This window comes from Bacillus sp. FSL R5-0286 (assembly GCF_038593245.1).
In the GTDB taxonomy this organism is placed as follows: domain Bacteria; phylum Bacillota; class Bacilli; order Bacillales; family Bacillaceae; genus Bacillus; species Bacillus altitudinis.
Genome location: NZ_CP151977.1, coordinates 1871074 through 1898042, shown reverse-complemented (window position 1 = coordinate 1898042; position 26969 = coordinate 1871074). Strand labels below are relative to the sequence as shown.

Below are 26969 nucleotides of genomic sequence, written 5' to 3'. Positions count from 1 at the left end.
AAGGAGAACCATCATGACGTTAGATAATAATCAATCTTTAGTAAAAACCATGTCGATCTTTCTAATTCCACTTTTATTAAGTAATATTTTGCAATCAATTGGACAGCTTGTTTCCATTGTGCTTGTCGGTAGATGGATTGGAGAGGATGCAGTAGCTGCGATATCTGCATTCTTTCCACTTTTCTTTTTACTTGTTTCTTTTTCCATTGGGATTGGATCAGGGAGCTCGATCCTGATTGGACAAGCATACGGAGCAAAAAATGAGCAGAGGTTAAAGGAAATTATCGGTACAACGCTTTCGTTTACCTTTTTAATCGGACTTTCTTTAGCTGTCATTGGAGGTTTTTTTGCCACAGATATTTTACATCTGATGGGGACACCTGCAAATATTGTGGAGGAAAGTGCGGCATATGCCAGAATCCTATTCATCTCCATGCCCATCTTATTTCTTTATTTTGTCTATACAACTTTTTTACGAGGAACAGGAGATTCGAAAACACCATTTTATTTCTTAATGATTAGTACAGGAACCAATATTTTATTGCTGCCAATTTTATTATTCGGCTGGCTTGGTTTACCGGCATTTGGTTTATATGGTGCTGCGTATTCTTCTGTGATTTCTACAATCGTTACGTTTATCATTCTTCATATCTATCTTTATAAAACAAAGCACCCGCTGCGCATTGATGCGTCGGTTAGAAAGCATTTATTGATGAAAGGGGATTTATTAAAAACGCTATTAAAGTTAAGTATCCCTTCTAGTATTAATATGATTCTCATTTCTTTATCAGAAATTGCTGTCATTTCTTTTGTCAACGATTATGGATCACAGGCGACCGCAGCTTATGGCGTTGTCAATCAAGTCGTAAGTTATGTACAGATGCCTGCAGTGAGCCTTGGTATTGCGGTTTCTATCTTCGCCGCACAATTCATTGGCGCAGGAAACATGAATCGTTTGAAGGATGTCATTAAAATTGGGCTGGGGCTAAACTTTGCAATAGGCGGATTGATTATTATTTTCGTCTATATTTTCGCACCGCAAATTTTATCTATCTTTTTAACAGATCCTGCAACGATCGACATTGCATATAGTTTGGTCGTGATTACCCTATGGAGCTATCTCATTTTCGGAACAGCACAAATCGTTGCAGCCACAATGAGAGCAAGTGGCACAGTTCTATGGCCGACCATCTTTAGTATTTGTTCCATTTGGCTTGTTGAAGTACCAGTGGCTTATGTGCTATCACATCATACATCGCTTGGGATCAAAGGAATCTGGATAGGATATCCTGCAGCCTTTTTTGTAAACTTATTGCTCCAATACGGCTATTATCGACTGGTATGGAAGAAAAAGCAGATTGTTGCACTTGTCCAATCATAATGTGAGCCTATCATCTGGCATATATATACGAAGATCGATTACTTTGTAGGGGGTCTGATCTTCTATGTTTTTAAACCAAAGAAGTGAGCTCAGTTCGTATGATATCGGTGACTTCACTTATGCTGGACCAGATTTTCAAGTCTTGACGTGGGGAGAAGGAACAACGCTGAATGTAGGAAAGTTTTGTTCCATCGCAAACGAAGTAAAAGTTTTTCTTGGTGGTGAACACCGAACAGATTGGGTCACCACATATCCCTTCAATCAAATTTTCACAGATGCTGCCCACATTGAAGGACATCCACGATCAAAAGGGGATGTGTGTATAGGGCACGATGTTTGGATTGGATATGGAGCAACAATCATGTCAGGGGTACAGATAGGAAACGGGGCAGTCATTGGAGCAAATAGTCTGATTACAAAAGATGTGCCTCCATATGCGATTGTCGCAGGGAACCCACAGCGGCTCATGAAATATCGGTTTTCTTCTGATATCATTGAAAAACTTCAGTTGTTAGAATGGTGGAATTTAGAGTTTTCGATCATACAGTCTATTTTTCACCTTTTGCAATCTCCTGATATTGACCATTGTATAAACGTAATTGAAGATAGAAAAAAGAAAGGCTGACAGAGCCTTTCTTTTTTTAGCTTAGTTTCGCTTAGCTGAGTCTGATGATGGTAAGTGAGGCACCGGTTGCACCACCACCTATTAGAATGGCTGTTACAACCGCTCCGAAAAATTGTAATGAAATTGTATTTCCTGCTGTTAAATTGACAATAACTGTATTGCTCATAAAAGTTGTAGATACGGCAGACGACTGAATTGAACCTGGAATAGCAGTTGATCCATTCAACCATAGCCTTGTGCTCACTAAAAGTGCAGCAGTGGTATTTACTTGATATGTGATATAGTATTTACCTGTTTGCTGGACTGTGAATGTATCATTTAAACCATTCGGCGTAAATCCATTAATATTTTGATTACTTGGTAAAGCAATGTTCGTACCACCAGCAATAGTAATGATTGTAGGACCTGTTGTATTTCCAGCATAAAGTGCCGTATCAGTTGGACCGCTAGCTCCAGTTGGACCAGTGCTTCCGGTAGCTCCAGTTGGACCAGTGCTTCCGGTAGCTCCAGTTGGACCGGTGCTTCCAGTAGCTCCAGTTGGACCAGTGCTTCCAGTAGCTCCAGTTGGACCAGTGCTTCCAGTAGCTCCAGTTGGACCAGTGCTTCCAGTAGCTCCAGTTGGACCAGTGCTTCCAGTAGCTCCAGTTGGACCAGTGCTTCCAGTAGCTCCAGTTGGACCAGTGCTTCCAGTAGCTCCAGTTGGACCGGTGCTTCCAGTAGCTCCAGTTGGACCGGTGCTTCCAGTAGCTCCAGTTGGACCGGTGCTTCCAGTAGCTCCAGTTGGACCGGTGCTTCCGGTAGCTCCAGTTGGACCAGTGCTTCCAGTAGCTCCAGTTGGACCGGTGCTTCCAGTAGCTCCAGTTGGACCGGTGCTTCCGGTAGCTCCAGTGCTTCCAGTTAGTCCTGCTGCAGCTAGTAATGTGTAGTCTGAGGAAGTATCTGGTGTACCTGTTGGTGGTGCAGTGTTTACTACATACGTACTGCCATTAAAGGTCACTACTTGCCCTACTTGGTAAGAAGGGCTGACTACCGGATCAAACGCTTCAATTCCTGTTAATCCTGCACCGGTAGGTCCGGTATCTCCAGTTACACCAGTGGCTCCAGTAGGTCCGGTATCACCAGTAACTCCAGTTACACCAGTGGCTCCGGTAGGACCAGTAGGTCCGGTATCTCCAGTTACTCCAGTGGCACCGGTAGGACCCGTATCACCAGTTACTCCAGTCGCACCGGTAGGTCCGGTATCACCAGTTACACCAGTGGCTCCAGTAGGTCCGGTATCACCAGTTACACCAGTGGCTCCGGTAGGACCAGTAGGTCCGGTATCACCAGTTACTCCAGTGGCTCCGGTAGGTCCGGTATCTCCAGTTACTCCAGTCGCACCAGTAGGTCCGGTATCACCAGTTACTCCAGTGGCTCCGGTAGGTCCGGTATCACCAGTTACTCCAGTGGCACCGGTAGGACCCGTATCACCAGTTACTCCAGTGGCTCCAGTAGGTCCGGTATCTCCAGTTACACCAGTAGCACCGGTAGGACCCGTATCACCAGTTACTCCAGTAGCACCGGTAGGCCCAGTATCTCCGGTTGCACCAGTAGCACCGGTAGGTCCGGTATCACCAGTTACACCAGTAGCACCGGTAGGACCCGTATCACCAGTACTCCAGTTACACCAGTGGCACCGGTTGGACCAGTAGGACCAGTATCTCCAGTTACTCCAGTGGCTCCAGTTGGACCAGTAGCTCCGGTGGCTCCAGTTGCTCCAGTTGCACCGGTAGAACCCGTATCACCAGTTACACCAGTGGCTCCAGTAGGTCCGGTATCACCAGTAACTCCAGTTACACCAGTGGCACCGGTAGGACCAGTAGGTCCGGTATCTCCAGTTACTCCAGTAGCACCAGTAGGTCCGGTATCACCAGTTACACCAGTGGCTCCGGTAGGTCCGGTATCTCCAGTTGATCCTGCTGCAGCCAGTAATGTGTAGTCTGGGGAAGTATCTGGTGTACCTGTCGGTGGTGCAGTATTTACTACATACGTACTGCCATTAAAGGTCACTACTTGCCCTACCGGGTAAGTAGGACTTACTACCGGATCAAACGCTTCAATTCCTGTTAATCCTGCACCGGTAGGTCCGGTATCTCCAGTTGCACCAGTGGCTCCAGTCGGACCCGTATCACCAGTTACACCAGTAGCACCGGTAGGACCCGTATCACCAGTTACACCAGTCGCACCGGTAGGTCCGGTATCTCCAGTTACACCAGTAGCACCGGTAGGACCCGTATCACCAGTTACACCAGTCGCACCGGTAGGTCCGGTATCACCAGTTACACCAGTCGCACCGGTAGGTCCGGTATCACCAGTTACACCAGTCGCACCGGTAGGTCCGGTATCTCCAGTTGCACCAGTGGCTCCAGTCGGACCCGTATCACCAGTTACACCAGTAGCTCCGGTTGGACCAGTAGGCCCAGTATCTCCGGTTGCACCAGTGGCTCCGGTAGGTCCAGTATCTCCGGTTGCACCAGTGGCTCCGGTAGGACCCGTATCACCAGTAACTCCAGTCGCACCGGTATCACCAGTAACTCCAGTTACACCAGTGGCACCGGTAGGACCAGTAGGTCCGGTATCTCCAGTTACTCCAGTAGCACCAGTAGGTCCGGTATCACCAGTTACACCAGTGGCTCCGGTAGGTCCGGTATCTCCAGTTGATCCTGCTGCAGCCAGTAATGTGTAGTCTGGGGAAGTATCTGGTGTACCTGTCGGTGGTGCAGTATTTACTACATACGTACTGCCATTAAAGGTCACTACTTGCCCTACCGGGTAAGTAGGACTTACTACCGGATCAAACGCTTCAATTCCTGTTAATCCTGCACCGGTAGGTCCGGTATCTCCAGTTGCACCAGTGGCTCCAGTCGGACCCGTATCACCAGTTACACCAGTAGCACCGGTTGGACCAGTAGGCCCAGTATCTCCGGTTGCACCAGTGGCTCCGGTAGGACCCGTATCACCAGTAACTCCAGTCGCACCGGTAGGTCCGGTATCACCAGTAGCACCGGTTGGACCAGTATCTCCAGTTACACCAGTCGCACCAGTAGGTCCAGTATCTCCAGTTACACCAGTCGCACCAGTCGCACCAGTAGGTCCGGTATCACCAGTTACACCAGTCGCACCGGTAGGTCCAGTATCTCCGGTTGCACCAGTGGCTCCGGTAGGACCCGTATCACCAGTAACTCCAGTCGCACCGGTAGGTCCAGTATCTCCAGTTACACCGGTTGGACCAGTAGGTCCGGTATCACCAGTAGCACCGGTTGCACCAGTGGCTCCAGTAGGTCCGGTATCTCCAGTTGCACCAGTGGCTCCAGTCGGACCCGTATCACCAGTTACACCAGTAGCACCGGTAGGACCCGTATCACCAGTTACACCAGTCGCACCGGTAGGTCCGGTATCTCCAGTTACACCAGTAGCACCGGTAGGACCCGTATCACCAGTTACACCAGTCGCACCGGTAGGTCCGGTATCACCAGTTACACCAGTCGCACCGGTAGGTCCGGTATCACCAGTTACACCAGTCGCACCGGTAGGTCCGGTATCTCCAGTTGCACCAGTGGCTCCAGTCGGACCCGTATCACCAGTTACACCAGTAGCTCCGGTTGGACCAGTAGGCCCAGTTCTCCGGTTGCACCAGTGGCTCCGGTAGGTCCAGTATCTCCGGTTGCACCAGTGGCTCCGGTAGGACCCGTATCACCAGTAACTCCAGTCGCACCGGTATCACCAGTAACTCCAGTCGCACCGGTATCACCAGTAACTCCAGTTACACCAGTGGCTCCAGTAGGTCCGGTATCACCAGTAACTCCAGTTACACCAGTAGCTCCGGTATCTCCAGTTACACCGGTTGGACCAGTAGGTCCGGTATCACCAGTTACACCAGTGGCACCGGTATCTCCAGTTACACCGGTAGAACCCGTATCACCAGTTACTCCAGTTGATCCTGCTGCAGCCAGCAATGTGTAGTCTGGGGAAGTATCTGGTGTACCTGTCGGTGGTGCAGTATTTACTACATACGTACTGCCATTAAAGGTCACTACTTGCCCTACCGGGTAAGTAGGACTTACTACCGGATCAAACGCTTCAATTCCTGTTAATCCTGCACCGGTAGGGCCGGTATCACCAGTTACTCCAGTAGCACCGGTAGGACCAGTATCACCAGTTACACCAGTTGCACCGGTAGGACCAGTATCTCCAGTAGGTCCAGTAGCACCAGTTGGACCTCTTTTTGCAATCTTAGTATTTGTTTTTTTTCGTCCTTTTGCTTTAGCACAAGTGCTGTGATGTTTAACAACTTTTTTCTTTTTACATTCTCGTTTAAGAAGAGGGCAATCATCAAATAAAGGTCTATCGTGACGAGATTTTCTGTAATGAGGTTGCCAATCATGCTTTTTTCCGCAAAAGGGACATTTGTTATCGTACTGATTATACAAATTCCCCATCTCCTAAAAGTTAATATTTTATTCTATGTGGAAATTTAAAAAGCGGAATTCAGCTAAATGATATTTTTTAGTTCGAAGTTCATCGAATCAAATCATTTAAAAGTTAAATCGTTTTATGTTATGGTGTTGAAAGAATGAAACTAGTATGATTTTTGAAAGAAATGGGGCATCATGTATGAGTCAATCAGTTTTACAACGTGCAGCATATTCCGTGTTAAATTTATCCTCTGTAACAGAAGGTGGCACAATCAAAGAGTCATTTGAACATAGTATGGATTTAGCAAAAAAAGCTGAGAAGTGGGGCTACCATAGATATTGGCTTGCGGAGCATCATAATATGGAAGGGGTTGCGAGTTCAGCAACATCCGTCTTGATTGGATATATTGCTGGAGGGACTGAAAAGATCCGGGTTGGTTCTGGGGGGATTATGCTTCCAAACCATTCTTCACTCGTCATTGCAGAACAATTTGGAACACTGGAGACTTTGTATCCAGGGAGAATTGATTTAGGTCTTGGCAGGGCACCAGGAACAGATCAGTTAACGGCAAGGGCACTTAGACGTAATCTTCATAATGGGGAGGATTTCCCTGAGCAGCTTGAAGAACTTCGGCAATATTTCAAACCGACTGGTCAGGTCAAAAAACATGTAAGAGCCGTTCCGGGAGAAGGATTGGATATCCCGATTTGGCTTCTTGGTTCAAGTGGTTTTAGTGCAAGGCTTGCAGGAGAACTGGGACTGCCATTTGCCTTTGCGGCACATTTCTCCCCTAAAAATACCATTCCTGCTTTAGAATTATACAGACAGTCATTTCAACCTTCAGATGTGTTAAAAGAACCTTATGCGATGGTTGGTGTGACGGTTTTTGCTGCTGATCAAACAGAGCGGGCTGAATATTTGGCGACGTCTCATTATCAGCGCTTCTTGAGCCTCATTCGCAATACACCAGGAAAACTCAAAGCCCCTGTTGAAAGTATGGATGGGCTATGGAGTCCATATGAGAAGGCGATGGTGGACGAACAATTAAGTTCGACGATGATCGGGGATAAACAAAAGGTGAAAAAAGAGTTAGAAGCCTTTATTGAGGCGACTCAAGCAGATGAAGTCATGATTAATTCTGATATGTTTGACCATCAAGAAAGAATGCGTTCTTATGAAATCATTGCAGAGATATTTCAAGAGGAACAAGAAAAATAAGAATAAAAAAAGAACTGCCAAGAGCAGTTCTTTTTTATTTATGCTTTAGTAAACACGCGAAATGGTTGTCCAACTGGCAGTACTGTACGACCAAAATGTGTATTCAGCACAACAGCTGCAGCACCATAAAATGAAAGAAGAGAAATAATCAATTCTGCAATACCAGCCATCGTATGAGTCACATCGTACATCACACCAAACGAGCTTAGGGACAGGCCAATGAATAAGAAATCAATAAAGACGAAAATCAAAAACAATACTTTATGTGTTTCCATTGCACCGATCGTCATAAATAAGCTGAAAATCAAATAACCAATAAAAGCAAAACCTAGTTGTTTTGGGTCCGCAGCTCCCGCAAGCGTTTTCCCAAAAACGCCCGCTTGAATGAGCCAAGTGGTTCCAACGCCCATCCAAAAAAGACCGAATGCGCCGAAGGCAGTGGCTCCAAAAATATTATGATGCTTTGAATCTTGTATGGACGCAATCAGCTGCGCGATTCCTCCAAGGAAGATAGCCCAAGGTAAAATAAGGGATGTGCCATCTGTGATTCCTAGTTTTTGTGAAGACGCAACAAGCGTCACCATTGCTAAACCAAACAAACCAAGTGGTGTTGGGTCTGCGATTGATAATCGAATTGCTTGAACATTCTGTTTTTCCATAATGACCTCCTACAATTTGCACTTACAAAAGATACTCGAATTCGATAGAAACGTCAAGCTCTTTTTTAGTAGACACTTGCAACGTCTTCCAAATAAATCTATATTTAATACAATACATCATACATGTGATAGAAAAAGAGGGATGAGAATGAGTAAAGGCTTAGCTGGAAAGACCATTGCCATATGCGGAACAAGAAAAACAGAAGAAATGCGTACACTTGTTGAAAAGCAAGGAGGACAAGCTGTTATTCGTTCTCTTCAGGGCACTGTATTTTTAGCCAAAGAGGAATTGAAGCCAGGCATAGAAACCTTTGTAAAGAAGGGAGCTGACTGGGTCATTTTAACAACGGGTATCGGCACAGACACATTAATTGAAAGTGCAGAAGAGCTCCAGCTTGGAGAAGCATTTATGAACATTTTATCAAGTGCCCATATCGCTTCAAGAGGATACAAAACGTTTGCGGCTCTAAAAAAACACGGCATTCAGCCAGATGTTTCTGATGAAGATGGAACCGTTCGTGACCTCATTTCAAAGTTAGAAGACAAAGAACTTCAAGGTAAACGGGTCATGGTACAGCTTCACGGTGAAAATGCACCAGCTCTCATTGATTTTTTACATCACAAGGGAGCAGACGTTTTGCAGCTCATGCCATATCAGCACACGCCCCCTGAACCAGAGGCGGCGGACACTTTGCTTCAAGAAATGAAAGAAGGGAAGGTCCATGCCGTTTGTTTTACAACTGCTGTTCAGGTTCATGCCTTTTTCAAACTAGCAGAAGAATGGGGCAAAAAAGAAGAACTGCAACATCTATTCGAGCAGCATGTATTAGCTGTAGCTGTTGGAAAAGTCACAGCTGAAGCTTTAAAAGAAGAGGGGATAAACCGCATTCTAGCCCCTTCACTTGAAAGAATGGGTGCAATGATTATGGAATTATCTCAATATATGAAAAAACAATCGACGCACGCATAGAAAAAACGCCTTTCACATGACGAGTGAAAGGCGTTTTTGTTAGATTGTCCGTTTTCGATTTGTGCGAATTTTTTTCAAAACGAAATACAGTACGATCAGAACGATGGCAATGACCATAATTGGTGTTGTATACGTGTGAGCGACACTTTGAATGTGGTCCCATTTTGTCCCAAGCTGCATTCCAAGATAAATAAATAGGATGGACCAAGGGATGGCGGCTAATCCGGTCAAAAGAACAAATTTGAGAAATGGCATCTTTGCAATACCAGCTGGAATCGAGATCGCGTGGCGCACGACTGGGATAAAACGAGCTGTAAATACGACACCAGTTCCATATCGGTCAAACCAGCGTTCTGCCGTGGCAATATGATGCTCATGGATGAATAAATACTTCCCATACTTTGTTAAAAAAGGTCTTCCGCCGTAAAGGCCGATCCAGTAAATAAAGCACTGGGCAAGTGTTCCTCCAATAACCCCAGCGATGACGGCTCCAACAAATCCAATGCTTCCTGTTGACACCATATATCCGCCGTAGGCAAGTACAATTTCACTCGGAATAATTTCAATCATCAGTCCAAGTGCAACACCTGCGTAACCAAGGCTTGTCAGCCAGGTTAAAATTTCATTAAACAAGGTTCCCATTCATTTCACTCTGCCTTTAAATACGAATTTTCTTCAAGCATCCTTATAAGAGCCTATGCTTGTTTTGCTTCTCTCATGAGTATGCTTTGCATATATGCTAGCATGGCTGGCCGCATATCATGACGCATCAATCCAATTTCAGCCGCTGCCTTAAATGAGCCCAGCTTATCACCAACGTCAAATCTCATCCCATCTAATTGTTTTGCATAAATGGGTGATTCATGTGCAATGATTTTCAGGGCATCTGTCAGCTGGATTTCGTTCCCAGCACCTCTTTCAATTCCTTGTAGAATAGGAAAAATCGATGGTGTTAACAGATACCTGCCCATCACGGCTAAATCGGAAGGAGCTTCATGAATAGCTGGCTTTTCCACTAAGTCTGTGACTTCAAACACTTGACCGTCTACTCTAGCTGGTCTTATCATACCATACTTACTGACATCTAGACGATCCACTTGCTGGACGCCAATGACCTCTCTTTGTTTGTCTTCAAAGACTTCCATGAGCTGAGAGAGTGCAGGTCTTTCTGACACCATGACATCATCACCTAAAAGGACCGCAAAAGGATCATTGCCAGTAAAATGACGTGCACATAATACCGCATGTCCAAGACCTAAGGGCTCCTTTTGACGAATATAATGAATATTGGCCATATCCGCAATATGTTTGATTTCAGCCAGCTGTTCTTTTTTTCCTTTTTCAAGCAACGTGTGTTCTAGCTCAATCGAACGGTCAAAGTGATCTTCAATCGATTTTTTATTTCTTCCTGTGATAATCAGTATATCTTCAATGCCTGATTGAACAGCCTCCTCAACTATGTATTGAATGGCGGGTTTGTCGATAATCGGCAGCATTTCCTTTGGCTGTGCTTTCGTTGCGGGTAAAAAACGTGTGCCTAATCCGGCTGCTGGTATAACGGCTTTTTTAATGTTCATTGAATCATCGCTCCATTTCTGATCGTTTGTTTTCTGATGGAAACACCCATAGGCGGCTTCCAGTAAAAGTGATCATCATGCCAAGAAGGGTACCAATCGTTTTACTAATGAATAATGAGAAGCCTGCTTGCTGCATGACATATAAGACAACATAGGTGAGGAGACACGCGACGCCGTTGACTGTGGCCCACTTGATCCATTCCCACCTGTCCGCTTTCTTTTTTACTTGGAACGTCCATTTTCGATTCCAAACATAACTGTTCAGCATTCCTGCTGTATAGGACAGGCACTGTGCAAGAAAAGAGGGAACAAAGCAAGCAGTGAAAAAAAAGAAGAACAGAAAGTCAATCATCGTATTGCTTGCGCCTATAGTTAAAAATGTGGCATAGGTCCGAATATTTTTCTTTGTCATGCGAAGGATCATCACCTCCTAGTGTTTGAGTGGGTGTATGAATACTGTACAAAAGCGAGTTGACGAATCAGTGAAGAAAAGATGAAAAAAACATGAACAAGCGATATCTGTTTTTTCACCAGCTCGTGATATAATTTGTAAGATGAAACGAACGGTGGTGCACATGCATGTATTTAACAATTGGAGAAACAGCTGAATACTTAGAAGTATCAGAAGCATATGTTGAAAAATTAATCCAGCAAAAAAAGATTCGTTACGTATTTGACGGGGAATCGTATCTCATTTATCAAGGGCAGTTTCAAACCCATATGAAACAGCTAGAACAATATAAAGAGCTCATTCAAGACATCTTAAATGAACCAATCCCTGAGGACCCGGACGTAAAAGATGAAGATTAAAAAAGACTGTACGAGAAGGGAGGACCTTTTCATACAGTCTTTTTTATTGGCTGACACCCGTTTGGACAATGTTCATATGACAATTCACTTGGACATCTGCATCAGGGTAGAGTTTTTTCCATTCCTCCGGTGTCATGGCTTTATCTTTAGAGCGATACCTCAAACCAAGTCCAAGTGGATCAATTTTTTGCTTTTTAAAGGATTGAACAAGGTCTTGCCCTTGCTGGGCCACACGCTTCTCCACTTCTTTTTCAACATGCTGCAAGATAGAAGGCGTATCGATTTTTTTTGATTTCATGAATTCTTTTAACTCACCTTTCAGCTTGATATCAATGGTGATATGAGGCTTTTTTGAAAGGTTTTCAGTTGGTTTAATGTGATAAGACACATGTGATTTGATATTTTCAATAACAACATGGGTTTTCTTTTTGTCATTAAATCGAAACTCATAAATCCCGTTTTTATGATTTTCAATCATCGCTTTAAACGTAAACGTATCTTCCCCTGGAATATGCCCAACCATTTTTTCTTGATCAAAAAGAGCGACACCTGACACTTTAATAGAGTTGCTTGTATTTTTAATGTAAGGGAGGTAGGCATCCACGCCTTTTGCCATCATCTGATTCATAAAAATATGCTGATTGGTCACAGGTTGATTGCCGTTTCGCATGTTTTGAGCCAGTAAATCTGAAAGATATACACCGATATTTAAGTTGGTTTGATTCATTTTTGTATGCAATAAATCTTCAACTTCTCCGTCTACTATGGCAAATACTTGACGAGACCCAATGATCGGATCACGATAGATGTAATTCATCAAATCAATCATACCCACTTCTTTCGCCAGCTTTTCACTTATTAAAATCACGAGTACTTGTCCCATGACAACGGGGAAAGGCGATTTTTCCGAAACAAGAAACTGAATATTACTAATGGTATTTGACTTAGCACTTACAATTTGATAGCTTCCTTGTTCTTCGCTTTTAAAAACAGGGAAAACAAAAAAGCCCTTCATTTCTCCATCTTCCAATAAGTCAAATCCCGCCGCCTGCGAGATACTTAATTCATCTAAGAGACGAGGCTGTGCACAGCTCGTTAAGAAAAGGCTCAATAACATGAGACACACCAGAATAGAATGTTTCATGTTCGTTTTTTCACCCACCTTTTTTTCAGCAGCAGCCCAATGATCATACATCCAATCAATCCATAGATGAGGATGTATCCGCTATATTCCACCCATTTATTAAATGTCTCAAATGAGGTAGCTCTAATAAAAAATGAAAACATGACGAGAATGAAAAGGCTGAGAACTATTAACGTGGTGCGCTGGCTCGTGTGAAACACTTGTTTTGCCATTCTGCTGGCTGCCCATAATGGAATAGCGATATTTGGAACGATAAGCAAAAGCCATAGCGACACTTCAATAAATTCAAAGCGCTGGATAAACGGAAGTTTGACAATGCTGGTTAATGTCAATGTTGGCCATTTCGTTAGTTCGAGCTGAGCACTTGAGTAGTACGCTATAGAGACGAGAAATACAAGCAAATTCAGGCATGTAGTTAGCAACACTCCCATATGTGCAAATTTTTGCGACGTTTGTGCTTTTTTAATAAAGGGATAATAGACAAGCAATGTTCCAAAACCAAACATGGATAAAGAGGCATCTTTGACCCCCATCATGAGTTGTGAAAATGAATGATCAAACATTGGGAACATAAACCGGATGTGACTATATTTCATGACATAAAAGCAGATAAAGGTCATCCAGTACGTTAGAACAATGCTAAAGAATGCCCAGCCAGCGATTGTTCTAAATCCGCCTGTGTGAATGTAATAGACGAGGATGAGCAGCACTGATGCAAATAAAAGACCAGGAATTTCTTTAAACAGCCAAACATGGATCACATCCATATAATGAACAAGCACAATCAAAGACAATGAAGAAAAATACAAAATGTAGAGAATGTTGATGAATTGTCCGAGCCATTTACCAAACACAGATTGCGTAATGTCACTAAATTCGTCAGTAGGTGCTTTTTTAAACAAAAAGTAAATGAGGAAAATCATCAAATTGACGCTTGCACCAGCAATTAAAATGGCGATCCACCCATCATTATTAATCGTCCGGACAAGATTCGTCTGGAAATTTAAAATACCAACACCAACTTGACTGGCATTGATCAGAAAAAACACAAAAAAAGGGGACACTTGAAATTTTTCTTTCACAGAAGAAGAGCTCATGCCTTCACTTCCTTATTCATAAAAATCATTTTTCCCCTTACGCCCTTGCTTTGGCTTCTGGCGGTGTATCGTTTCATTTTGCGGGCGTAAATTTTCTGGACGCTTTTTCAAAAAGCGGAGTTGTGGCCGAATCAAACTACCCTTTAAATCGGCCAATCGAAGTGGAAAGATTGGCTCTAAGTAAGGCTGGCCTATAGACGTTAATTTCATTAAATGTGTAAGAAGAAAAGCCCCCATCAGCGAAATCCCTAGCGCTCCCCACACTTGTGCAGCAAAAAGGAATGGGAAACGTAAGAGACGAATGGTTGTCCCCATTTTATAAATAGGGGTGACAAAAGAGGCAAGAGCTGATAATGCGACAATAATGAGCAGGATATTACTTGTTAATCCCGCTGCAACCGCAGCCTGTCCGATCACAATACCTCCAACAATCCCGAGCGTCTGTCCGACTTTTGCAGGAAGGCGAGACCCGGCTTCCCTAAGTAGCTCAATCGATATCTCTAAAAATAATGCTTCAATAATAGGCGGAAAGGGAACGAGATAGCGTGATGCGACAATCGTTTCTAATAAGTCCTTAGGAATCAGTTCATAGTGAAACGTTAAAACAGCTACATACAAAGGGGTTGCAAAAATAGAAAAAATTACAGCAAAAATGCGTAACAGCCGAAAGGAGGATGCTGCGATCCAAGACATGTTATAGTCTTCCATTGTAGAAAAATACTCGAGTAAAATTGTAGGTGCAAGCAGGGTATGAGGCGAACCGTCAACCATAATGGCTATTTTTCCTTCCGTTAAACCTGAGGAAACCCTGTCTGGCCGTTCTGTATTTAAAAACAATGGAAAGATTGTATTGGACACATCATAAAGCATTTGCGCAAGATAATTAGAATCTAGAATTTGGTCATAGTCAACATCTTGAATCCGCTGAAGAACGGTTTCAATGTTCTGCGGGTTGGCGATATTCTCTATGTATACAACGGCTACTTTCGTTTGAGAAAGGGTACCAACTGTGTGTTCAACTACTTTAAGGTCAGGAGTGGGCAGCCTGCGTCTGAGCAAGTTTAAGTTTGTATCCAGCCCTTCCACAAAGGCTTCCTGCGCACTGATAATCCCGAATTCAATCTCAGGTTGGCTCACTTGTCTGCCTTTCTTTTCTTCAATCGGCAAAAGGAGCGCTTTGCCCCAGTCTGTCTCAATTCGAACAGCAATACTGCCTCGATGAAGAGCTTCTTCCACTTTTTGAAGATCCCTCGTAATCACAGCTTGTTCGATTGGGATGTTTTCTTTCAGCTCTTCAAGGGTGGGTGTCAGATGCAATTGCTGAATAAAAGGCAAGATTTGTTCATGAAGGAGATTGCCATTAATTAAAGGACGAAAAAAAGAAATTCTATAAAGGAAACCTCCGGAACTTGATAATTCATTGATAAAATCAGAGGAACGCGATAGTGCCTCAAATACTGAATTCGGGTCTTTCTGTTTTGATTTGTTTTTCTTCAGCACTTGAACCATCTCCTTCCGCGATTTTCCTCTATTATCCAACCAATCGTCTGAAGATATGCATAAAAAAAGCGTTCAGCTTCATGAGCTGGACGCTTTTTTTCCATATTGAACGGCTTCTAATAAAAAGTCAGCCAGATGAATCGCTCTCATGCTAGGCATATGTCCTGCCTTTTTGACGCCTGCTGCCATTTGTAATTGACAGCCTGGATTCGACGTCACAATGGCAGCTGCAGCTGTGTTGCTCGCTTCCATCATTTTATGATCTAAAATTTGCATCGACATGTCTGGCTGCAAGATATTGTAGATTCCTGCAGATCCGCAGCAGCGGCCGGCATCTTTCATTTCTTTAAACGTTACCCCTTGAATGGCTTTCATGAGCACCCTCGGCGCCTGTTGTACATTCATCCCATTTCGTAAATGACAGGAGTCTTGATAGGTGATCACTTGCGCTGGCAAAACCAGTGGCACGCGGCGGTGAAACTCCAGCTCCACAAGGATGCTTGATATATCGGTTATTTTCTGTGAGAAGGCTTTACTTCGTTTTTGAAAATCTGGGTCATCCTGAAGCAAATGATCGTAATCACTTAAAAAGGCACCGCAGCCGCCTGCATTCATGATGATCGCATCGGCATCTGTTTCCTCGAATGCTTCAATATTCCGCTTGGCTAACTGTTTTGCTTGGTCTTTTTCTCCGCTATGACCATGAAGCGCACCGCAGCACGTTTGTATAGGAGGAACGATCACATCGCAGCCTGCCAGCTGCAAGAGATGAATGGTCGCTTTGTTTGTGTTTGAGAAAACTGTATCCATTAAACAGCCAGTAAAAAACGCCACCCGTTTTTTTGCCTGACCAATGGCTTTATATTCATTCAAACGTTTTTTCTTTTGAGGCGGCACCTTTGGAAGTGCCTGTTCCATCAACTGTAAATGGGAGGGAAGCACCTTCAGTATGCGCGTCTTCCTGGCGGCTGTTTGCAGACCAGATGTTTGATAAAATCGAAGGAAACTAGCAGCTTGTCGCATACGACTTTGTGACGGAAAGAGACCTTTAAACACAACACGTCTCATCAATTTGACAGGAAATGATTGTTTTTTATGTTGTTGAATAATGTCTCTGGCATCTTCTAGCAACTGTCCATACTTGACGCCAGAAGGGCAGACTGGTTCACATGCACGGCAGCCAAGACAAAGATTAAGGGAATGTTCAACATCTTCATCTGGCTCAATGACGCCATCTCTTACAGCTTTCATTAACGCAATTCGGCCCCGAGGAGAGTGCGTTTCTTGTTGTCCAGATTCAATATAGGTAGGGCAGGAAGGGAGGCAGAATCCGCAGCGCATGCAATTAAGCAGCTCCTTTTCATCCATTTGCTCCTGAAACTGCTGCTGGATCTCTTTTTGCTTAGAAGAAGAACTCATGAGACCACCACTCGCTTTCTTGAGGCTTTTCCAAACACTTTATCTGGGTTCATGATATTTGCCGGGTCAAGTGCCTGTTTAATCGCCTTCATGGCAGCGATTCCTTCTTTTTTGACCTTCAGCTCCAAATAGGGGGCTTTCATGAGACCCACGCCATGTTCGCCTGTAATGGTGCCGCCAAGTGCAACGGCTTTTTCAAAAATGGCCTGAAAGGCAGCTTCTACACGTTTCATTTCTTCTTCATTTCTTGCATCTGTCGCACAAGTGGGGTGTAAGTTGCCATCACCTGCATGACCAAACGTACAAATGTTCACCTCGTACTTTCGTGCAATGTCTTCGATTGCACGAACCATATTGGCAATTTCAGACCGGGGAACGGTAGCATCTTCTAAAATCGTTGTAGGACTTAATCGAGCGAGGGCAGATAAAGCAGAGCGTCTCGCTGTTAAGAGCGCACTTGCCTCTTCTTCTGAATGTGCAATCTTGACGCTTTTAGCCCCGTGCTGCTCACAGACTTCTGCGATTTTTTGGATATCACGAGAAACAGCTTCAGGGTTGCCGTCCTGTTCAATTAATAACACAGCTTGAACGTCGGTGGGTAGGCCGATGTTTGCAAAATCTTCAACGACTTCAAGGGTCGGCTGATCCATAAATTCTAATGTAGCAGGAATGATACGCTCAGCAATGATGGCCGATACAGAAGTCGCAGCTTCTTCAAGGCTTTCGTATAAACAAAGCATTGTTTGTTTCGTTTCTGGAAGCGGCAGGAGCTTTAGCACTGCTTCTGTGACAATCCCGAGTGTTCCTTCTGAACCAACGAACAATCGAGTCATATCATAGCCAGCGACATCTTTTGCAAGCTTTCCGCCTGTTTTGATGATGTCACCATTTGGCAAAACCACTTCAAGCCCAAGGACATAATCTCTTGTCACTCCATACTTTAACCCCCGCAGTCCCCCTGAATTTTCGTTAATATTGCCGCCTAATGTGGAAATTTTCATAGAGCTTGGATCAGGCGGGTAGAAGAGACCTTTTTCCTCTACTTGATGAATCAATTCCTGCGTAATTAAGCCAGGCTGCACCGTTGCGGTTAAATTTTCTTCGTCTATTTCTAATAATTGATTCATTCTAGTAAAGAGAATCACCAATCCGCCCTGAGTAGGGCATGTTCCTGCGCACAGATTCGTCCCTGAGCCTCTTGGGACGATCGGCACCTTGTAAGAGGCGCACAGTTTCACAATTTGCTGCACTTCTTCTGCCGTGCGAGGTGTCACGATGGCATCTGGCATCTGTTGAAAATTTGGTGTCGCATCATAAGAGTAGGCAAGACGATCCGCCTTGCTGTCTTGGACATTGGGCGCACCGACAATCTCTTTTAATTGATTTGAAAATTCTGAATCTAGCATATACAATCACTCCCGCTCATTTAACGTCTCGTTTCTACCAGTATAAAAAAAGAACCGTCACATGACTATAGACGATTCTACAAAATATCAGGCTGTTTTATCGTATTTTTTGTATCATGATCTAAAAGCAGCAAGGCCAAATAAAAAAGCATCGCATCTTGCATGCGCTTTGGATCAAGTGTCGTTAAATCCTGAATCCGTTTTAATCTGTAATGAAGTGTATTAATATGGACATGCATAGCTTCTGCTGTATGTTTCAATGAGTAATCCGAAGCGATGAGAACCCGCAATGTTTTCACTAGTTCAGGATAGGGGAAAAGGGACGCAATCGTTCGATCAAGAAACGCATCTTTTGTTTCCTGACTGATTTCCTCCATAAAAAGTTCAAGCGTCAAATCTTCATCAAACACAATCGGTGTTTCAGCATGTGCCAATTTTAAAGCGCGAAAAGCTTGATGAAAGGACTGCTTCATGACATGAGAAGCTGCTGGTTTTCCTGCCCCCATTAAAATCCTCGATGGTGACAGCGCTGTGAGCGCAGCATGAATATGGAACAAGCGCTTGTGCCATGTATCACGACCATCTGGTGTGGCTTGTAGCAGGAGCAAAAAACGTGCATGCCCCCAGCGCACAATGATCTCCTGATTGGTGAGTTGCAATTTGTCCTTCATCAGTTTGTATTGATCCTGCTTCATAAACGATTCGTCTTGACAATCAATGAGAATAGCGACACGCTGCTTGTTGACATCAAAGCCAAGCAGCTGCGCCTTCTCGGTCATACCAACCGCTGTCTCTGGCAGATGAAGCCAGTCGAATACAAATGCTTCAAGCTGCCGTTCATCTGTTTCCGTTTCTTGAAAGAATTCATGCTCTTGAATGAGCAGCTCCGTCATTTTCCGTAAAATGTCGCCAAAAGGGGAGACATGCCTTGGATCACCTGTCATTCCAATGACCCCAATGACTTCTTGTTTGAAATAAATAGGCAGATTGATACCGGCTTTGACGCCTTTCATCTGAAGCACATCATCCTTTGTGAGAATTCGTTTCTGCCCTTCTAAGGATGTGACATATGCTCCTTCATGAAATTGACCAATGCGTGCTGGATCTGTTGCAGCAATAATGGTACCGTTTGTTTGTGTGATGATGATTTCTTCCGTCAGTACCTTTTTGACCTCATCTACGATTTTTTCTGCCAGTGTCATTGTGAGCAAAACGGTCCCCTCCGAGATGTTTCTTTTTACACTATCATACCATCATATGCTCAGGCATATCTTTCTTTTCATGTGTTATGCTAAAATAAAAAACGCATATGAAGTAGATGAAAGGAGATACAGTCATGTCACTGCAAAATCGCTTACAAGATTTATTGAAAGAAGGGCAGGCGCTCACCGACTTTGAATATAACAAAGCCGCAAGTCAAAATTGGCCGCTAGAAGGGGCAAAAATGACAGAAGAAGCACGCTTTGCTGATGTTTATATAGAACGTGTAGACAAGGAATCGGAGGAAATGATTCAAACAGAAAATGCTTCCTTTTTAAATACACCTCTTACATACGTAAAAAAACAACAAAAAGAATTCATTTATATCGAGTCGAAGTGGTTTGATGTGGTGAGAGCCGACGGACTTGCCATAGAATGGGATGAAGTATTTCAGACGTATACCGTGTTATTCGGATTGAAGCGTCCTAAAAAAGATACTGGATTACTAAAAGAGATGCTCTCAACATTAAATGGTGCTCAGCTTCAATTTAATGGACAAGACGGGTTATTTGATATCAACATTCCGCTTCTTGAACTAGAAGACATCAAAGAAGATACGCCTTTAATTGGTGTGATCTCAGCAGTGTACCACTATTTATTCAACTTGCTCATGCAGCTTGAAAATGAATGAATCAAAAAACGGCTCACATTCCTGAGCCGTTTTTTAGAGCAATCCTCTTATGAATTGAGCCTCACCCATCCCGAAGCTCCAATCGGCGTCTCCATTTTCCACGATGGAGATCATCACATCCGTCTTGGCAACCCCGCATTCTTTTTCTATACGTTCTGCGATTTGTGCATAAAGCTGTTCCTTTTGCTCTTTCGTCCGCTTTTTACTGACAACACTAATGACAAGAAGATCCTTTGTTCTCGGATAACCAAGCCCAGTGTCTTCAATAATCATCTCTTCAGGGCGGTGCTGATGAACAATTTGATAGCGATCTCGTTCAGGTACCCCAAAGGCATCAACCATTGCTTCATGGCAAGTGTCCAGCAGTTTTTTTAATTCCTCTTTTGAACGGCCTTCTATCACGTCAAAACGTAACAACGGCATCAGGTCAACCTCCAAACATGTGTTAAATGTACAATCATAATGTAACCAACACTTCGCCGTTTCACTCTTTTGCGCATAAGAAAAAAGCCAAAACATTGGCGCTTGGCTTTTTTGCTCTGGACTAAGGCGTGACAAATTTCACATCATGCTCTTTTCCATATTGAAGGTAATCTTCATTTGGTTGTTCATTCGTCACGACGATGTCTATGTCTTTTAAGTCACAAAACGTGGTTAAGGCATAATGGTCGAACTTACTATCATCGACTAATAAAAAGGTTTTGGCGTTTTTTTCAACGAGCGTTTTTTTAATATCTGTCTCAAGCGGGGAGGAATTCGTGACGCCATGATCAATGGATAAACCAGTTGATGCAATAAATGCTTTATTGACATTGTATGCTTTTAGACGCTCAACACTTTGATAACCAACGAAAGAATTTGTTTTTCGCTCTAGCATACCGCCGGTTGAAAAGATGGTGAGGTGTTCATAAGGCATAGCCTGTGTAATGAAATCCACGTTATTTGTCACAACGGTAATCCGTTTCTCCTTCAAATAGGGAAGCATCTCCAGTGTCGTTGTACCAGAATCAACAAAAATCATATCACCATGTTCAACAAAAGCAGCGGCAGCCTGTCCGATCAATTGTTTTTTACTCAGCTGACGAGTCTTTCGCTCCTGATACACCACCAATGTTGAGTGATTCACAGCGACGCCGCCGTACACTTTCTTTAGCACGCCGGATTCTACCAATGCTTGTACATCTCGGCGTATGGTGTTTTTTGAGACGCCAAAATGCGTCACAAGCTCATCAAGAGAGGCAGATTCCCGGTCAAATACATACTCTTTTATTTGCTGAATACGTTTTGTTTTTATCATGCTACAATCTCCAATCAATACGAATATGCTGATTCTATTATAACAATAATTCCACGTAAAAGATGTCACTGATCAACATGGGAGAATCGAATGATCTTTTTCTCTTATCTTTTCTCATTTTTCATAAAAGCGTATGATAGAGAAAAGAGGATAGAAAGGATTTTCACTTCTATGAATCAACACAATATACAATTTTCAAAGCTTGCAAATTTTAGAGAAGTAGGGGGACTCCAAACAACGGATCAGATGGTCATCAAACAAGGAATGATTTATCGCTCTGCCGATTTATCACGTCTCACGAAGCAAGATATATTGACGTTCTCAACACTTGGAATTCAAACGATTTGTGACCTACGTACAAGCTCAGAACGAAAATCACACCCGCCAAAGATCATGGAACATGACAAAATTGTTCATATCCCTATGCAGCCTGACAGCATGATGCCTAGCAAATGGACCATGTTTCGTATGCTAATAGCAGAAGGAAAATCTCTATCCTTTACACCGATCATGAAAGAAGTATATCAAAGCATGCTCTATGAGCGAAAAAAAGAGATTCAGCAATTGTTTACATTACTGTCCGATGAAAAAAATTATCCGCTTATGCTTCACTGTACAAGCGGAAAGGACCGTACAGGCTTTTTATCTGCTCTTATTCAATTAGCAGCGGGTGTGCCGGTGCATACCGTTTTAAGTGAATACATGCGTTCCAATGAAGGCGTGAAAATGCTAGTGAAAAGACAAGAACAATTTATTCGCATGATGAGTTTATATCGGGTGTCAAAAGAACAAATTCAGCCCCTCCTCGGTGTGCAACAAGATTATCTTGAAGATGTACTGAATGAGATGATGGATACATACGGAAATGCAGAGCGGTATTTAGTAGAAGCCTGCGACGTCCCTAAAGCTCAGCTGCTTAAAGTAAAAAACATCTTGCTTACACCATCTGCTGGCATTCCATCACAAAACGCAGAATAAACTTAATATGAGGTGATGCAAAACATGCTGAAAAAGATCAGTATGACGGTTCTGACACTAGTTTTCATGGGTGTCTTCTTATTGATTCCGTCTAGCAGTCTAGCTCGTTCGATGCCAAAAGGGAAGCTTGAGAGCACAAGAGAGATGCGTGCAGTGTGGGTCGCATCAGTTTATAACTTAGATTGGCCTTCAAAGAAAGGACTACCCGCAGATGAGCAGAAACAAGAGTTCATTCAACTGTTAGACGACATCAAAGCGATGAATATGAACGCCGTCATCATGCAAATTAAACCAACAGCAGATGCCTTTTATCCATCAAAATTTGGTCCATGGTCTGAATATTTGACTGGTACACAAGGGAAAGACCCTGGATATGACCCGCTTGAATTTATGATAGAAGAAGCACATAAACGTGGCCTTGAATTTCATGCTTGGTTTAACCCTTATCGAATCACCATGAATCATACCGATCTCAACCGGTTATCAGCCGATCATCCTGCAAAAGCACACCCTGAGTGGACCATTGCCTACGGAAATCAGCTTTACTTTAATCCAGGCATTCCTGATGCTCAGGACTTCATTGTTGACGGGATAGAGGAAGTAGTGAAAAACTACGATATTGATGCAGTGCATATGGATGATTATTTTTACCCGAATAAAATCGCTGGTGTGCCATTTCCAGATCAAGAAACGTATGAAACTTACGGGCAGAAGTTCACTCATATAGAAGATTGGCGAAGAGATAATGTGAACGAGCTAGTGAAGCAGATCAATAACACCATTAAGAAAGAAAAGCCGTATGTGAAATTTGGTATTAGCCCATTTGGTGTATGGCGCAACATAAAAGATGACCCAACCGGTTCAAACACAACAGCCGGGATGACCAATTATGATGATTTGTATGCTGATACAAGAGAGTGGATACAGCAGCACCATATTGATTATATCACCCCGCAAATTTATTGGAGTATCGGCTTTCAGCCCGCTGCCTATGATGTGCTGACGAAATGGTGGTCAAATGAAGTGAAGGGGCAGCCTGTTCACTTGTACATTGGTCAAGCGACGTATAAAATCAATCAAAACAGTGATCCTGCTTGGTCTGATCCCGAGGAGTATTTTCGCCAGATCGAGCTGAACAGGCAGTCACAGCTCGTACAAGGAAGCATGCATTTTAGTCTGAAAGATATCAATCGGAATCCCTTGAATGTAAAGAAACGATTAATAGAAGAAACCTATAGCAAACCGGCTCTCATACCAGAGATGCCATGGCTTCATCAAAAAGCGCCAAAAAAACCAATCATTCAATCTGTGAAAAAGACAGAGGATGGTGCAGTTTTACAGATACAAAATGATCCGCGCTCTAGTGCATCCTATTATGCAGTCTATCGATTGTCGCATAAAGGGACATACGAATTTGTGCAAACGGTCAGAAAAGAAACAGGTTCCTTCACACAAACGAAAGACATTTTAGCAAATCAAAAGAAGAGCTATACCTATAAAGTGACGGCACTCAATCGCCTTCATCATGAAAGCAAACCTTCTACAAAAACAGTAAAATAACAAAGACAGCATAAATGAGGGGTTTCCTCCGTTTATGCTTTTTTGCTTTCTCTATTTTTCTACTATTTTTATTTTAATTTTCTGAATTCAAGCAAGCTTGGCATGAAGTAGCTATTTCAATAATAAATATGATAGAAAAGCGCCAAAGGGGGAAGCAAAATGGATTTTGAATTAACGAAAGAGCAGCAAATGATCCGTCAGATGGTCAAAGAATTTGCAAAAACAGAAATTGCACCACACGCCCAAACAGTTGATGAACAGGCAGTATTTCCGGTGAACACATTTCAAAAAATGGGGGAGCTCGGTTTTATGGGTATACCCTTTCCAGAGAAATATGGAGGTTCTGGAGGAGATACGATCTCTTATGCACTGGCAGTCGAGGAAATTGGCAAGCAGTGTGCCAGTACAGGTTTAAGTTATGCCGCAGCGGTTTCCTTAGGCGCAAGTCCACTTTATTACTTCGGCACGGAGGAGCAAAAGATGGACCATCTTGTTCCATTAGCCTCTGGAACAGCGCTTGGCTCCTTCGGATTAACAGAACCAAACGCCGGATCAGATGCAAAAGGAACAAAAACAAAAGCCATTAAAGACGGACAAGAATATGTCATCAGTGGGGAAAAGTGCTGGATCACCAATGCCAATTATGCCAGAACGATTATTGTCACCGCTGTGACAGATCATGATGAAAACGGACGTCCGATCATCTCCGCCTTTATTGTGGAGAAAGGGCAAAAGGGACTTTCAATTACAAATCCATATGACAAAATGGGGGTTCGCGGTTCAGATACGGCTGAAATCATTTTAGACGAAGTGCGTGTACCAGCGCATCATATATTGGGAGACAAATCGAAAGGATTCAAGCAATTTTTATATACATTGGACGGCGGACGAATTTCCATTGCAGCCTTATCTGTCGGAATTGCACAAGCTGCACTTGATGCTTCACTTTCCTATGCAAAAGAAAGAAAGCAATTTGGAAAGACGCTCTCATCCTTCCAGGCCATTCAGTTTAAGCTGGCGGATATGGCGATGCAAATAGAGCTTGCAAGACAAATGGTCTGGAAAGCCGCTTGGCTGAAAGATCAAGGCAAACCATTTACAAAAGAAGCGGCCTATGCCAAACTGTTTGCTTCAGAAATGGCCACAAAAGCAAGTCTTGATGCGGTCCAAATTCATGGCGGAACAGGCTATATGAAAGAATGCGGTGTTGAACGGCTTGTGAGAGATGCCAAGCTCATGGAAATCGGAGAAGGGACCTCTGAAATTCAGCGGCTCGTGATCGCAAGACAGTTGTTAGCGTAATACCTTAATGAAAACGCTTACTACACATAAGGGAGGAAAGCAATGATGTCGATTCACCCGCAAACGATTGGCTCCCTATTAAGAGAAAAAAAAGAACAGCACCCAGCACATGAAGCCATTGTTTACCCAGAACGTTCTTTACGTTATTCGTACGAAGCGTTTTATCAAGAGGTCAAGGAAACAGGAAAAGGTCTCATGGCATTAGGGGTTCAAAAGGGAGATCACATCGCCATTATGGCACCAAATATACCTGAATGGCTCATTCTTCAATTTGCCTGCGCCTCCATTGGTGCTGTTCTTGTCACTGTGAATACCAATTTTCAATCACAGGAACTCGCCTATTTACTCAAGCATTCTGACAGCAAAATGTTGTTTATTGTAGACGGCTTTAAAGAAACGTCCTATGTCAACATGCTTGAAGAGCTGATTCCAGAACTTCAAACCGCTCATCAAGAGGAGATCATTTCCACACAATTTCCTTATTTAAAAAGATGTATCTATATCGGTCAGCATGTACCAAACGGCATGCTCAGCTGGGATCGTCTTCAAGTGGCAGCCAAAAGAACCGAAGATCATCAATGGGAGAAGCGAATGAATGAGCTCATGCCTGATGACGTTATTAATATGCAGTACACTTCAGGCACAACCGGCTATCCAAAAGGCGTCATGCTCAGCCACACAAACATCGTCTGTAATGCGAGTCAGATCGCAGATTGTATGAAATTAACAGAGCAGGACCGTATGTGTATCCCAGTACCGTTTTTTCATTGCTTCGGCTCTGTTCTTGGTGTACTTGCTTGTCTCACAAAAGGGGGAACGATCATTCCACTTGAATCTTTCCATCCAGAACGAGTCCTTCAAACAGTAGAAAAAGAAAAATGCACCGTTCTTCACGGTGTACCAACCATGTTCATCGCAGAGCTCGATCATCCAAATTTCCACTCTTATGACCTGTCCACATTACGAACGGGGATTATGGCCGGTTCACTCTGCCCATCCCACGTCATGAAAGCAGTCATTGAAAAAATGGGACTGAGAGAGCTCACGATTGCCTATGGTCAAACCGAAAGTTCACCCGTCATTACCCAAACAAGAACCGATGATTCGTTTGAAAGACGCGTTCAAACGGTCGGACGTGCGCTTCCTCAAATTGAAGTCAAAATTGCCTTACCAGGAACGTCAGAAGAAGTGCCAAGAGGACAGCAAGGGGAGCTTTGTACAAGAGGTTACCATGTCATGAAGGGCTATTATAAAAACGAAGAAGCAACAAATGAAGTCATTGATGAGGACGGATGGCTTCATACAGGGGATTTAGCTGAGATGGATCATGACGGTTATGTGAAAATCACAGGCCGGCTCAAAGATATGATCATCAGAGGCGGAGAGAATGTGTACCCAAAAGAGATTGAGGATGTCCTATACACTCACCCTGCCATTCTTGACGCACAGGTTGTTGGTATTCCTGACGAGACATACGGCGAGGAAGCAGCCGCATTCATTCGGCTGAAACAAGGGAAGTCGGTCTCAATTGAGACATTAACGAGCTATTGTCAGTCGCAAATGGCACGCTACAAAATCCCGAAATACTTTTTCATTACAGATGAGTACCCAATGACCGCCTCAGGCAAAATTCAGAAATTCCGCTTGAAAAAGCAGGCGCTTGATCTAATAAAGGAGTGA

The 26969-nt window shown here is 43.5% G+C and carries 22 protein-coding genes and 3 pseudogenes; 10 read left to right on the top strand and 15 right to left on the bottom strand.

The window, feature by feature from the left end:
- Positions 1 to 13: 13 nt before the first annotated feature.
- Together NST24_RS09610 and NST24_RS09605 are read left to right on the top strand one after the other, a co-directional pair.
- Complete coding sequence (locus tag NST24_RS09610; protein ID WP_035703202.1) at positions 14 to 1381, top strand: MATE family efflux transporter; 1368 nt, start codon at positions 14 to 16, stop codon at positions 1379 to 1381.
- A gap of 64 nt (positions 1382 to 1445) precedes the next feature.
- A complete protein-coding gene (locus tag NST24_RS09605) occupies positions 1446 to 2006 on the top strand; it encodes a CatB-related O-acetyltransferase (RefSeq protein ID WP_135009143.1) in 561 nt (186 codons plus the stop codon).
- Positions 2007 to 2037: 31 nt separating this feature from the next.
- On the opposite strand, the pseudogene NST24_RS09600 reads toward NST24_RS09605, so the two are convergent.
- The 3 pseudogenes from NST24_RS09600 to NST24_RS09590 all read right to left on the bottom strand — a co-directional run.
- Positions 2038 to 4364 (bottom strand): annotated as a pseudogene (locus NST24_RS09600) (hypothetical protein); the annotation flags it as partial.
- A gap of 510 nt (positions 4365 to 4874) precedes the next feature.
- Positions 4875 to 5654, bottom strand: a pseudogene (locus tag NST24_RS09595) (hypothetical protein); the annotation flags it as partial.
- A 14-nt stretch (positions 5655 to 5668) separates the two neighbouring features.
- Positions 5669 to 6484 (bottom strand): annotated as a pseudogene (locus NST24_RS09590) (hypothetical protein); the annotation flags it as partial.
- 175 nt (positions 6485 to 6659) lie between these two features.
- On the opposite strand from NST24_RS09590, the gene NST24_RS09585 reads away from it, so the two are divergent.
- Entirely contained in the window at positions 6660 to 7679 is a 1020-nt protein-coding gene (locus tag NST24_RS09585) for an LLM class flavin-dependent oxidoreductase (RefSeq protein WP_008346608.1), read from the top strand.
- A gap of 38 nt (positions 7680 to 7717) precedes the next feature.
- Here NST24_RS09585 and NST24_RS09580 read toward each other — a convergent pair whose 3' ends face one another.
- Positions 7718 to 8338 carry an acetate uptake transporter gene (locus NST24_RS09580; protein ID WP_268363784.1) on the bottom strand — a complete coding sequence of 207 codons (621 nt, stop codon included), beginning with the start codon at positions 8336 to 8338 and terminating at the stop codon, positions 7718 to 7720.
- Positions 8339 to 8486: 148 nt separating this feature from the next.
- Here NST24_RS09580 and NST24_RS09575 point away from each other — a divergent pair, with 148 nt between their 5' ends.
- Entirely contained in the window at positions 8487 to 9308 is an 822-nt protein-coding gene (locus NST24_RS09575) for a uroporphyrinogen-III synthase (RefSeq protein WP_096881510.1), read from the top strand.
- Positions 9309 to 9347: 39 nt separating this feature from the next.
- On the opposite strand, the gene NST24_RS09570 is transcribed toward NST24_RS09575, so the two are convergent.
- The 3 genes from NST24_RS09570 to NST24_RS09560 are packed head-to-tail and all read right to left on the bottom strand — an operon-like array spanning position 9348 to position 11309.
- Positions 9348 to 9950: a DedA family protein gene (locus tag NST24_RS09570; protein WP_007499192.1), complete on the bottom strand. Its 603-nt coding sequence runs from the start codon at positions 9948 to 9950 to the stop codon at positions 9348 to 9350.
- Between the two features lie 53 nt (positions 9951 to 10003).
- Complete coding sequence (galU, locus tag NST24_RS09565) at positions 10004 to 10885, bottom strand: UTP--glucose-1-phosphate uridylyltransferase GalU (RefSeq protein ID WP_039167895.1); 882 nt, start codon at positions 10883 to 10885, stop codon at positions 10004 to 10006.
- Between the two features lie 4 nt (positions 10886 to 10889).
- A complete protein-coding gene (locus tag NST24_RS09560; protein WP_342462620.1) occupies positions 10890 to 11309 on the bottom strand; it encodes a GtrA family protein in 420 nt (139 codons plus the stop codon).
- Between the two features lie 155 nt (positions 11310 to 11464).
- Between NST24_RS09560 and NST24_RS09555 the strand changes: the two genes are divergently transcribed.
- A complete protein-coding gene (locus tag NST24_RS09555) occupies positions 11465 to 11695 on the top strand; it encodes an excisionase family DNA-binding protein (protein WP_008346618.1) in 231 nt (76 codons plus the stop codon).
- A 43-nt stretch (positions 11696 to 11738) separates the two neighbouring features.
- Here the strand turns inward: NST24_RS09555 and NST24_RS09550 are convergent, their stop codons facing one another.
- The 6 genes from NST24_RS09550 to NST24_RS09525 form a co-directional block, all read right to left on the bottom strand.
- A complete protein-coding gene (locus NST24_RS09550; protein ID WP_342462619.1) occupies positions 11739 to 12839 on the bottom strand; it encodes a Ger(x)C family spore germination protein in 1101 nt (366 codons plus the stop codon).
- Positions 12836 to 13936 carry a GerAB/ArcD/ProY family transporter gene (locus tag NST24_RS09545; RefSeq protein ID WP_342462618.1) on the bottom strand — a complete coding sequence of 367 codons (1101 nt, stop codon included), beginning with the start codon at positions 13934 to 13936 and terminating at the stop codon, positions 12836 to 12838. The genes NST24_RS09550 and NST24_RS09545 overlap by 4 nt, the downstream gene beginning before the upstream one ends.
- A gap of 12 nt (positions 13937 to 13948) precedes the next feature.
- On the bottom strand, positions 13949 to 15445 hold the full coding sequence (locus NST24_RS09540; protein WP_342462617.1) for a spore germination protein: 1497 nt from the start codon (positions 15443 to 15445) through the stop codon (positions 13949 to 13951).
- Between the two features lie 69 nt (positions 15446 to 15514).
- Positions 15515 to 16855: a (Fe-S)-binding protein gene (locus tag NST24_RS09535; protein WP_342462616.1), complete on the bottom strand. Its 1341-nt coding sequence runs from the start codon at positions 16853 to 16855 to the stop codon at positions 15515 to 15517.
- A complete protein-coding gene (glcD, locus tag NST24_RS09530; protein ID WP_024719419.1) occupies positions 16852 to 18261 on the bottom strand; it encodes a glycolate oxidase subunit GlcD in 1410 nt (469 codons plus the stop codon). The genes NST24_RS09535 and glcD overlap by 4 nt, the downstream gene beginning before the upstream one ends.
- Positions 18262 to 18338: 77 nt before the next feature.
- Entirely contained in the window at positions 18339 to 19472 is a 1134-nt protein-coding gene (locus NST24_RS09525) for a sugar diacid recognition domain-containing protein (RefSeq protein ID WP_342462615.1), read from the bottom strand.
- A 125-nt stretch (positions 19473 to 19597) separates the two neighbouring features.
- Here NST24_RS09525 and NST24_RS09520 point away from each other — a divergent pair, with 125 nt between their 5' ends.
- Positions 19598 to 20152, top strand: a complete 555-nt coding sequence (locus NST24_RS09520; protein ID WP_251210671.1) for a branched-chain amino acid aminotransferase — start codon at positions 19598 to 19600, stop codon at positions 20150 to 20152.
- Positions 20153 to 20185: 33 nt separating this feature from the next.
- On the opposite strand, the gene NST24_RS09515 is transcribed toward NST24_RS09520, so the two are convergent.
- Both NST24_RS09515 and NST24_RS09510 read right to left on the bottom strand, forming a co-directional pair.
- Positions 20186 to 20575 (bottom strand): tautomerase family protein, encoded by a 390-nt coding sequence (locus NST24_RS09515; RefSeq protein WP_342462614.1) that lies wholly within the window; start codon positions 20573 to 20575, stop codon positions 20186 to 20188.
- Positions 20576 to 20696: 121 nt separating this feature from the next.
- Positions 20697 to 21449 (bottom strand): DeoR/GlpR family DNA-binding transcription regulator, encoded by a 753-nt coding sequence (locus tag NST24_RS09510; protein ID WP_017359514.1) that lies wholly within the window; start codon positions 21447 to 21449, stop codon positions 20697 to 20699.
- Positions 21450 to 21539: 90 nt separating this feature from the next.
- Between NST24_RS09510 and NST24_RS09505 the strand changes: the two genes are divergently transcribed.
- The 4 genes from NST24_RS09505 to NST24_RS09490 all read left to right on the top strand — a co-directional run bounded on the left by NST24_RS09505 (position 21540) and on the right by NST24_RS09490 (position 26969).
- Positions 21540 to 22427, top strand: a complete 888-nt coding sequence (locus NST24_RS09505) for a tyrosine-protein phosphatase (protein ID WP_326111952.1) — start codon at positions 21540 to 21542, stop codon at positions 22425 to 22427.
- 24 nt (positions 22428 to 22451) lie between these two features.
- On the top strand, positions 22452 to 23987 hold the full coding sequence (locus NST24_RS09500) for a family 10 glycosylhydrolase (protein WP_342462613.1): 1536 nt from the start codon (positions 22452 to 22454) through the stop codon (positions 23985 to 23987).
- A 159-nt stretch (positions 23988 to 24146) separates the two neighbouring features.
- The gene (locus NST24_RS09495) at positions 24147 to 25289 is read left to right on the top strand and encodes an acyl-CoA dehydrogenase family protein (protein ID WP_024718287.1); all 1143 of its coding nucleotides are present in this window, start codon (positions 24147 to 24149) and stop codon (positions 25287 to 25289) included.
- 42 nt (positions 25290 to 25331) lie between these two features.
- Positions 25332 to 26969: an AMP-binding protein gene (locus tag NST24_RS09490; protein WP_342462612.1), complete on the top strand. Its 1638-nt coding sequence runs from the start codon at positions 25332 to 25334 to the stop codon at positions 26967 to 26969.

Excerpts from the sequence above, each read along its gene's own strand:
- NST24_RS09515 (WP_342462614.1), bottom strand. The coding sequence starts at position 20,575 with ATGCCGTTGTTACGTTTTGACGTGATAGAAGGCCGTTCAAAAGAGGAA.
- NST24_RS09570 (WP_007499192.1), bottom strand. The coding sequence starts at position 9,950 with ATGGGAACCTTGTTTAATGAAATTTTAACCTGGCTGACAAGCCTTGGT.
- glcD (WP_024719419.1), bottom strand. The coding sequence starts at position 18,261 with ATGCTAGATTCAGAATTTTCAAATCAATTAAAAGAGATTGTCGGTGCG.
- NST24_RS09520 (WP_251210671.1), top strand. The coding sequence starts at position 19,598 with ATGTCACTGCAAAATCGCTTACAAGATTTATTGAAAGAAGGGCAGGCG.
- NST24_RS09610 (WP_035703202.1), top strand. The coding sequence starts at position 14 with ATGACGTTAGATAATAATCAATCTTTAGTAAAAACCATGTCGATCTTT.
- NST24_RS09540 (WP_342462617.1), bottom strand. The coding sequence starts at position 15,445 with ATGGTTCAAGTGCTGAAGAAAAACAAATCAAAACAGAAAGACCCGAAT.
- NST24_RS09505 (WP_326111952.1), top strand. The coding sequence starts at position 21,540 with ATGATCTTTTTCTCTTATCTTTTCTCATTTTTCATAAAAGCGTATGAT.
- NST24_RS09560 (WP_342462620.1), bottom strand. The coding sequence starts at position 11,309 with ATGATCCTTCGCATGACAAAGAAAAATATTCGGACCTATGCCACATTT.
- NST24_RS09575 (WP_096881510.1), top strand. The coding sequence starts at position 8,487 with ATGAGTAAAGGCTTAGCTGGAAAGACCATTGCCATATGCGGAACAAGA.
- NST24_RS09510 (WP_017359514.1), bottom strand. The coding sequence starts at position 21,449 with ATGATAAAAACAAAACGTATTCAGCAAATAAAAGAGTATGTATTTGAC.
- NST24_RS09585 (WP_008346608.1), top strand. The coding sequence starts at position 6,660 with ATGAGTCAATCAGTTTTACAACGTGCAGCATATTCCGTGTTAAATTTA.
- NST24_RS09495 (WP_024718287.1), top strand. The coding sequence starts at position 24,147 with ATGGATTTTGAATTAACGAAAGAGCAGCAAATGATCCGTCAGATGGTC.
- NST24_RS09500 (WP_342462613.1), top strand. The coding sequence starts at position 22,452 with ATGCTGAAAAAGATCAGTATGACGGTTCTGACACTAGTTTTCATGGGT.
- NST24_RS09605 (WP_135009143.1), top strand. The coding sequence starts at position 1,446 with ATGTTTTTAAACCAAAGAAGTGAGCTCAGTTCGTATGATATCGGTGAC.
- NST24_RS09490 (WP_342462612.1), top strand. The coding sequence starts at position 25,332 with ATGATGTCGATTCACCCGCAAACGATTGGCTCCCTATTAAGAGAAAAA.
- galU (WP_039167895.1), bottom strand. The coding sequence starts at position 10,885 with ATGAACATTAAAAAAGCCGTTATACCAGCAGCCGGATTAGGCACACGT.
- NST24_RS09550 (WP_342462619.1), bottom strand. The coding sequence starts at position 12,839 with ATGAAACATTCTATTCTGGTGTGTCTCATGTTATTGAGCCTTTTCTTA.
- NST24_RS09535 (WP_342462616.1), bottom strand. The coding sequence starts at position 16,855 with ATGAGTTCTTCTTCTAAGCAAAAAGAGATCCAGCAGCAGTTTCAGGAG.
- NST24_RS09580 (WP_268363784.1), bottom strand. The coding sequence starts at position 8,338 with ATGGAAAAACAGAATGTTCAAGCAATTCGATTATCAATCGCAGACCCA.
- NST24_RS09555 (WP_008346618.1), top strand. The coding sequence starts at position 11,465 with ATGTATTTAACAATTGGAGAAACAGCTGAATACTTAGAAGTATCAGAA.
- NST24_RS09545 (WP_342462618.1), bottom strand. The coding sequence starts at position 13,936 with ATGAGCTCTTCTTCTGTGAAAGAAAAATTTCAAGTGTCCCCTTTTTTT.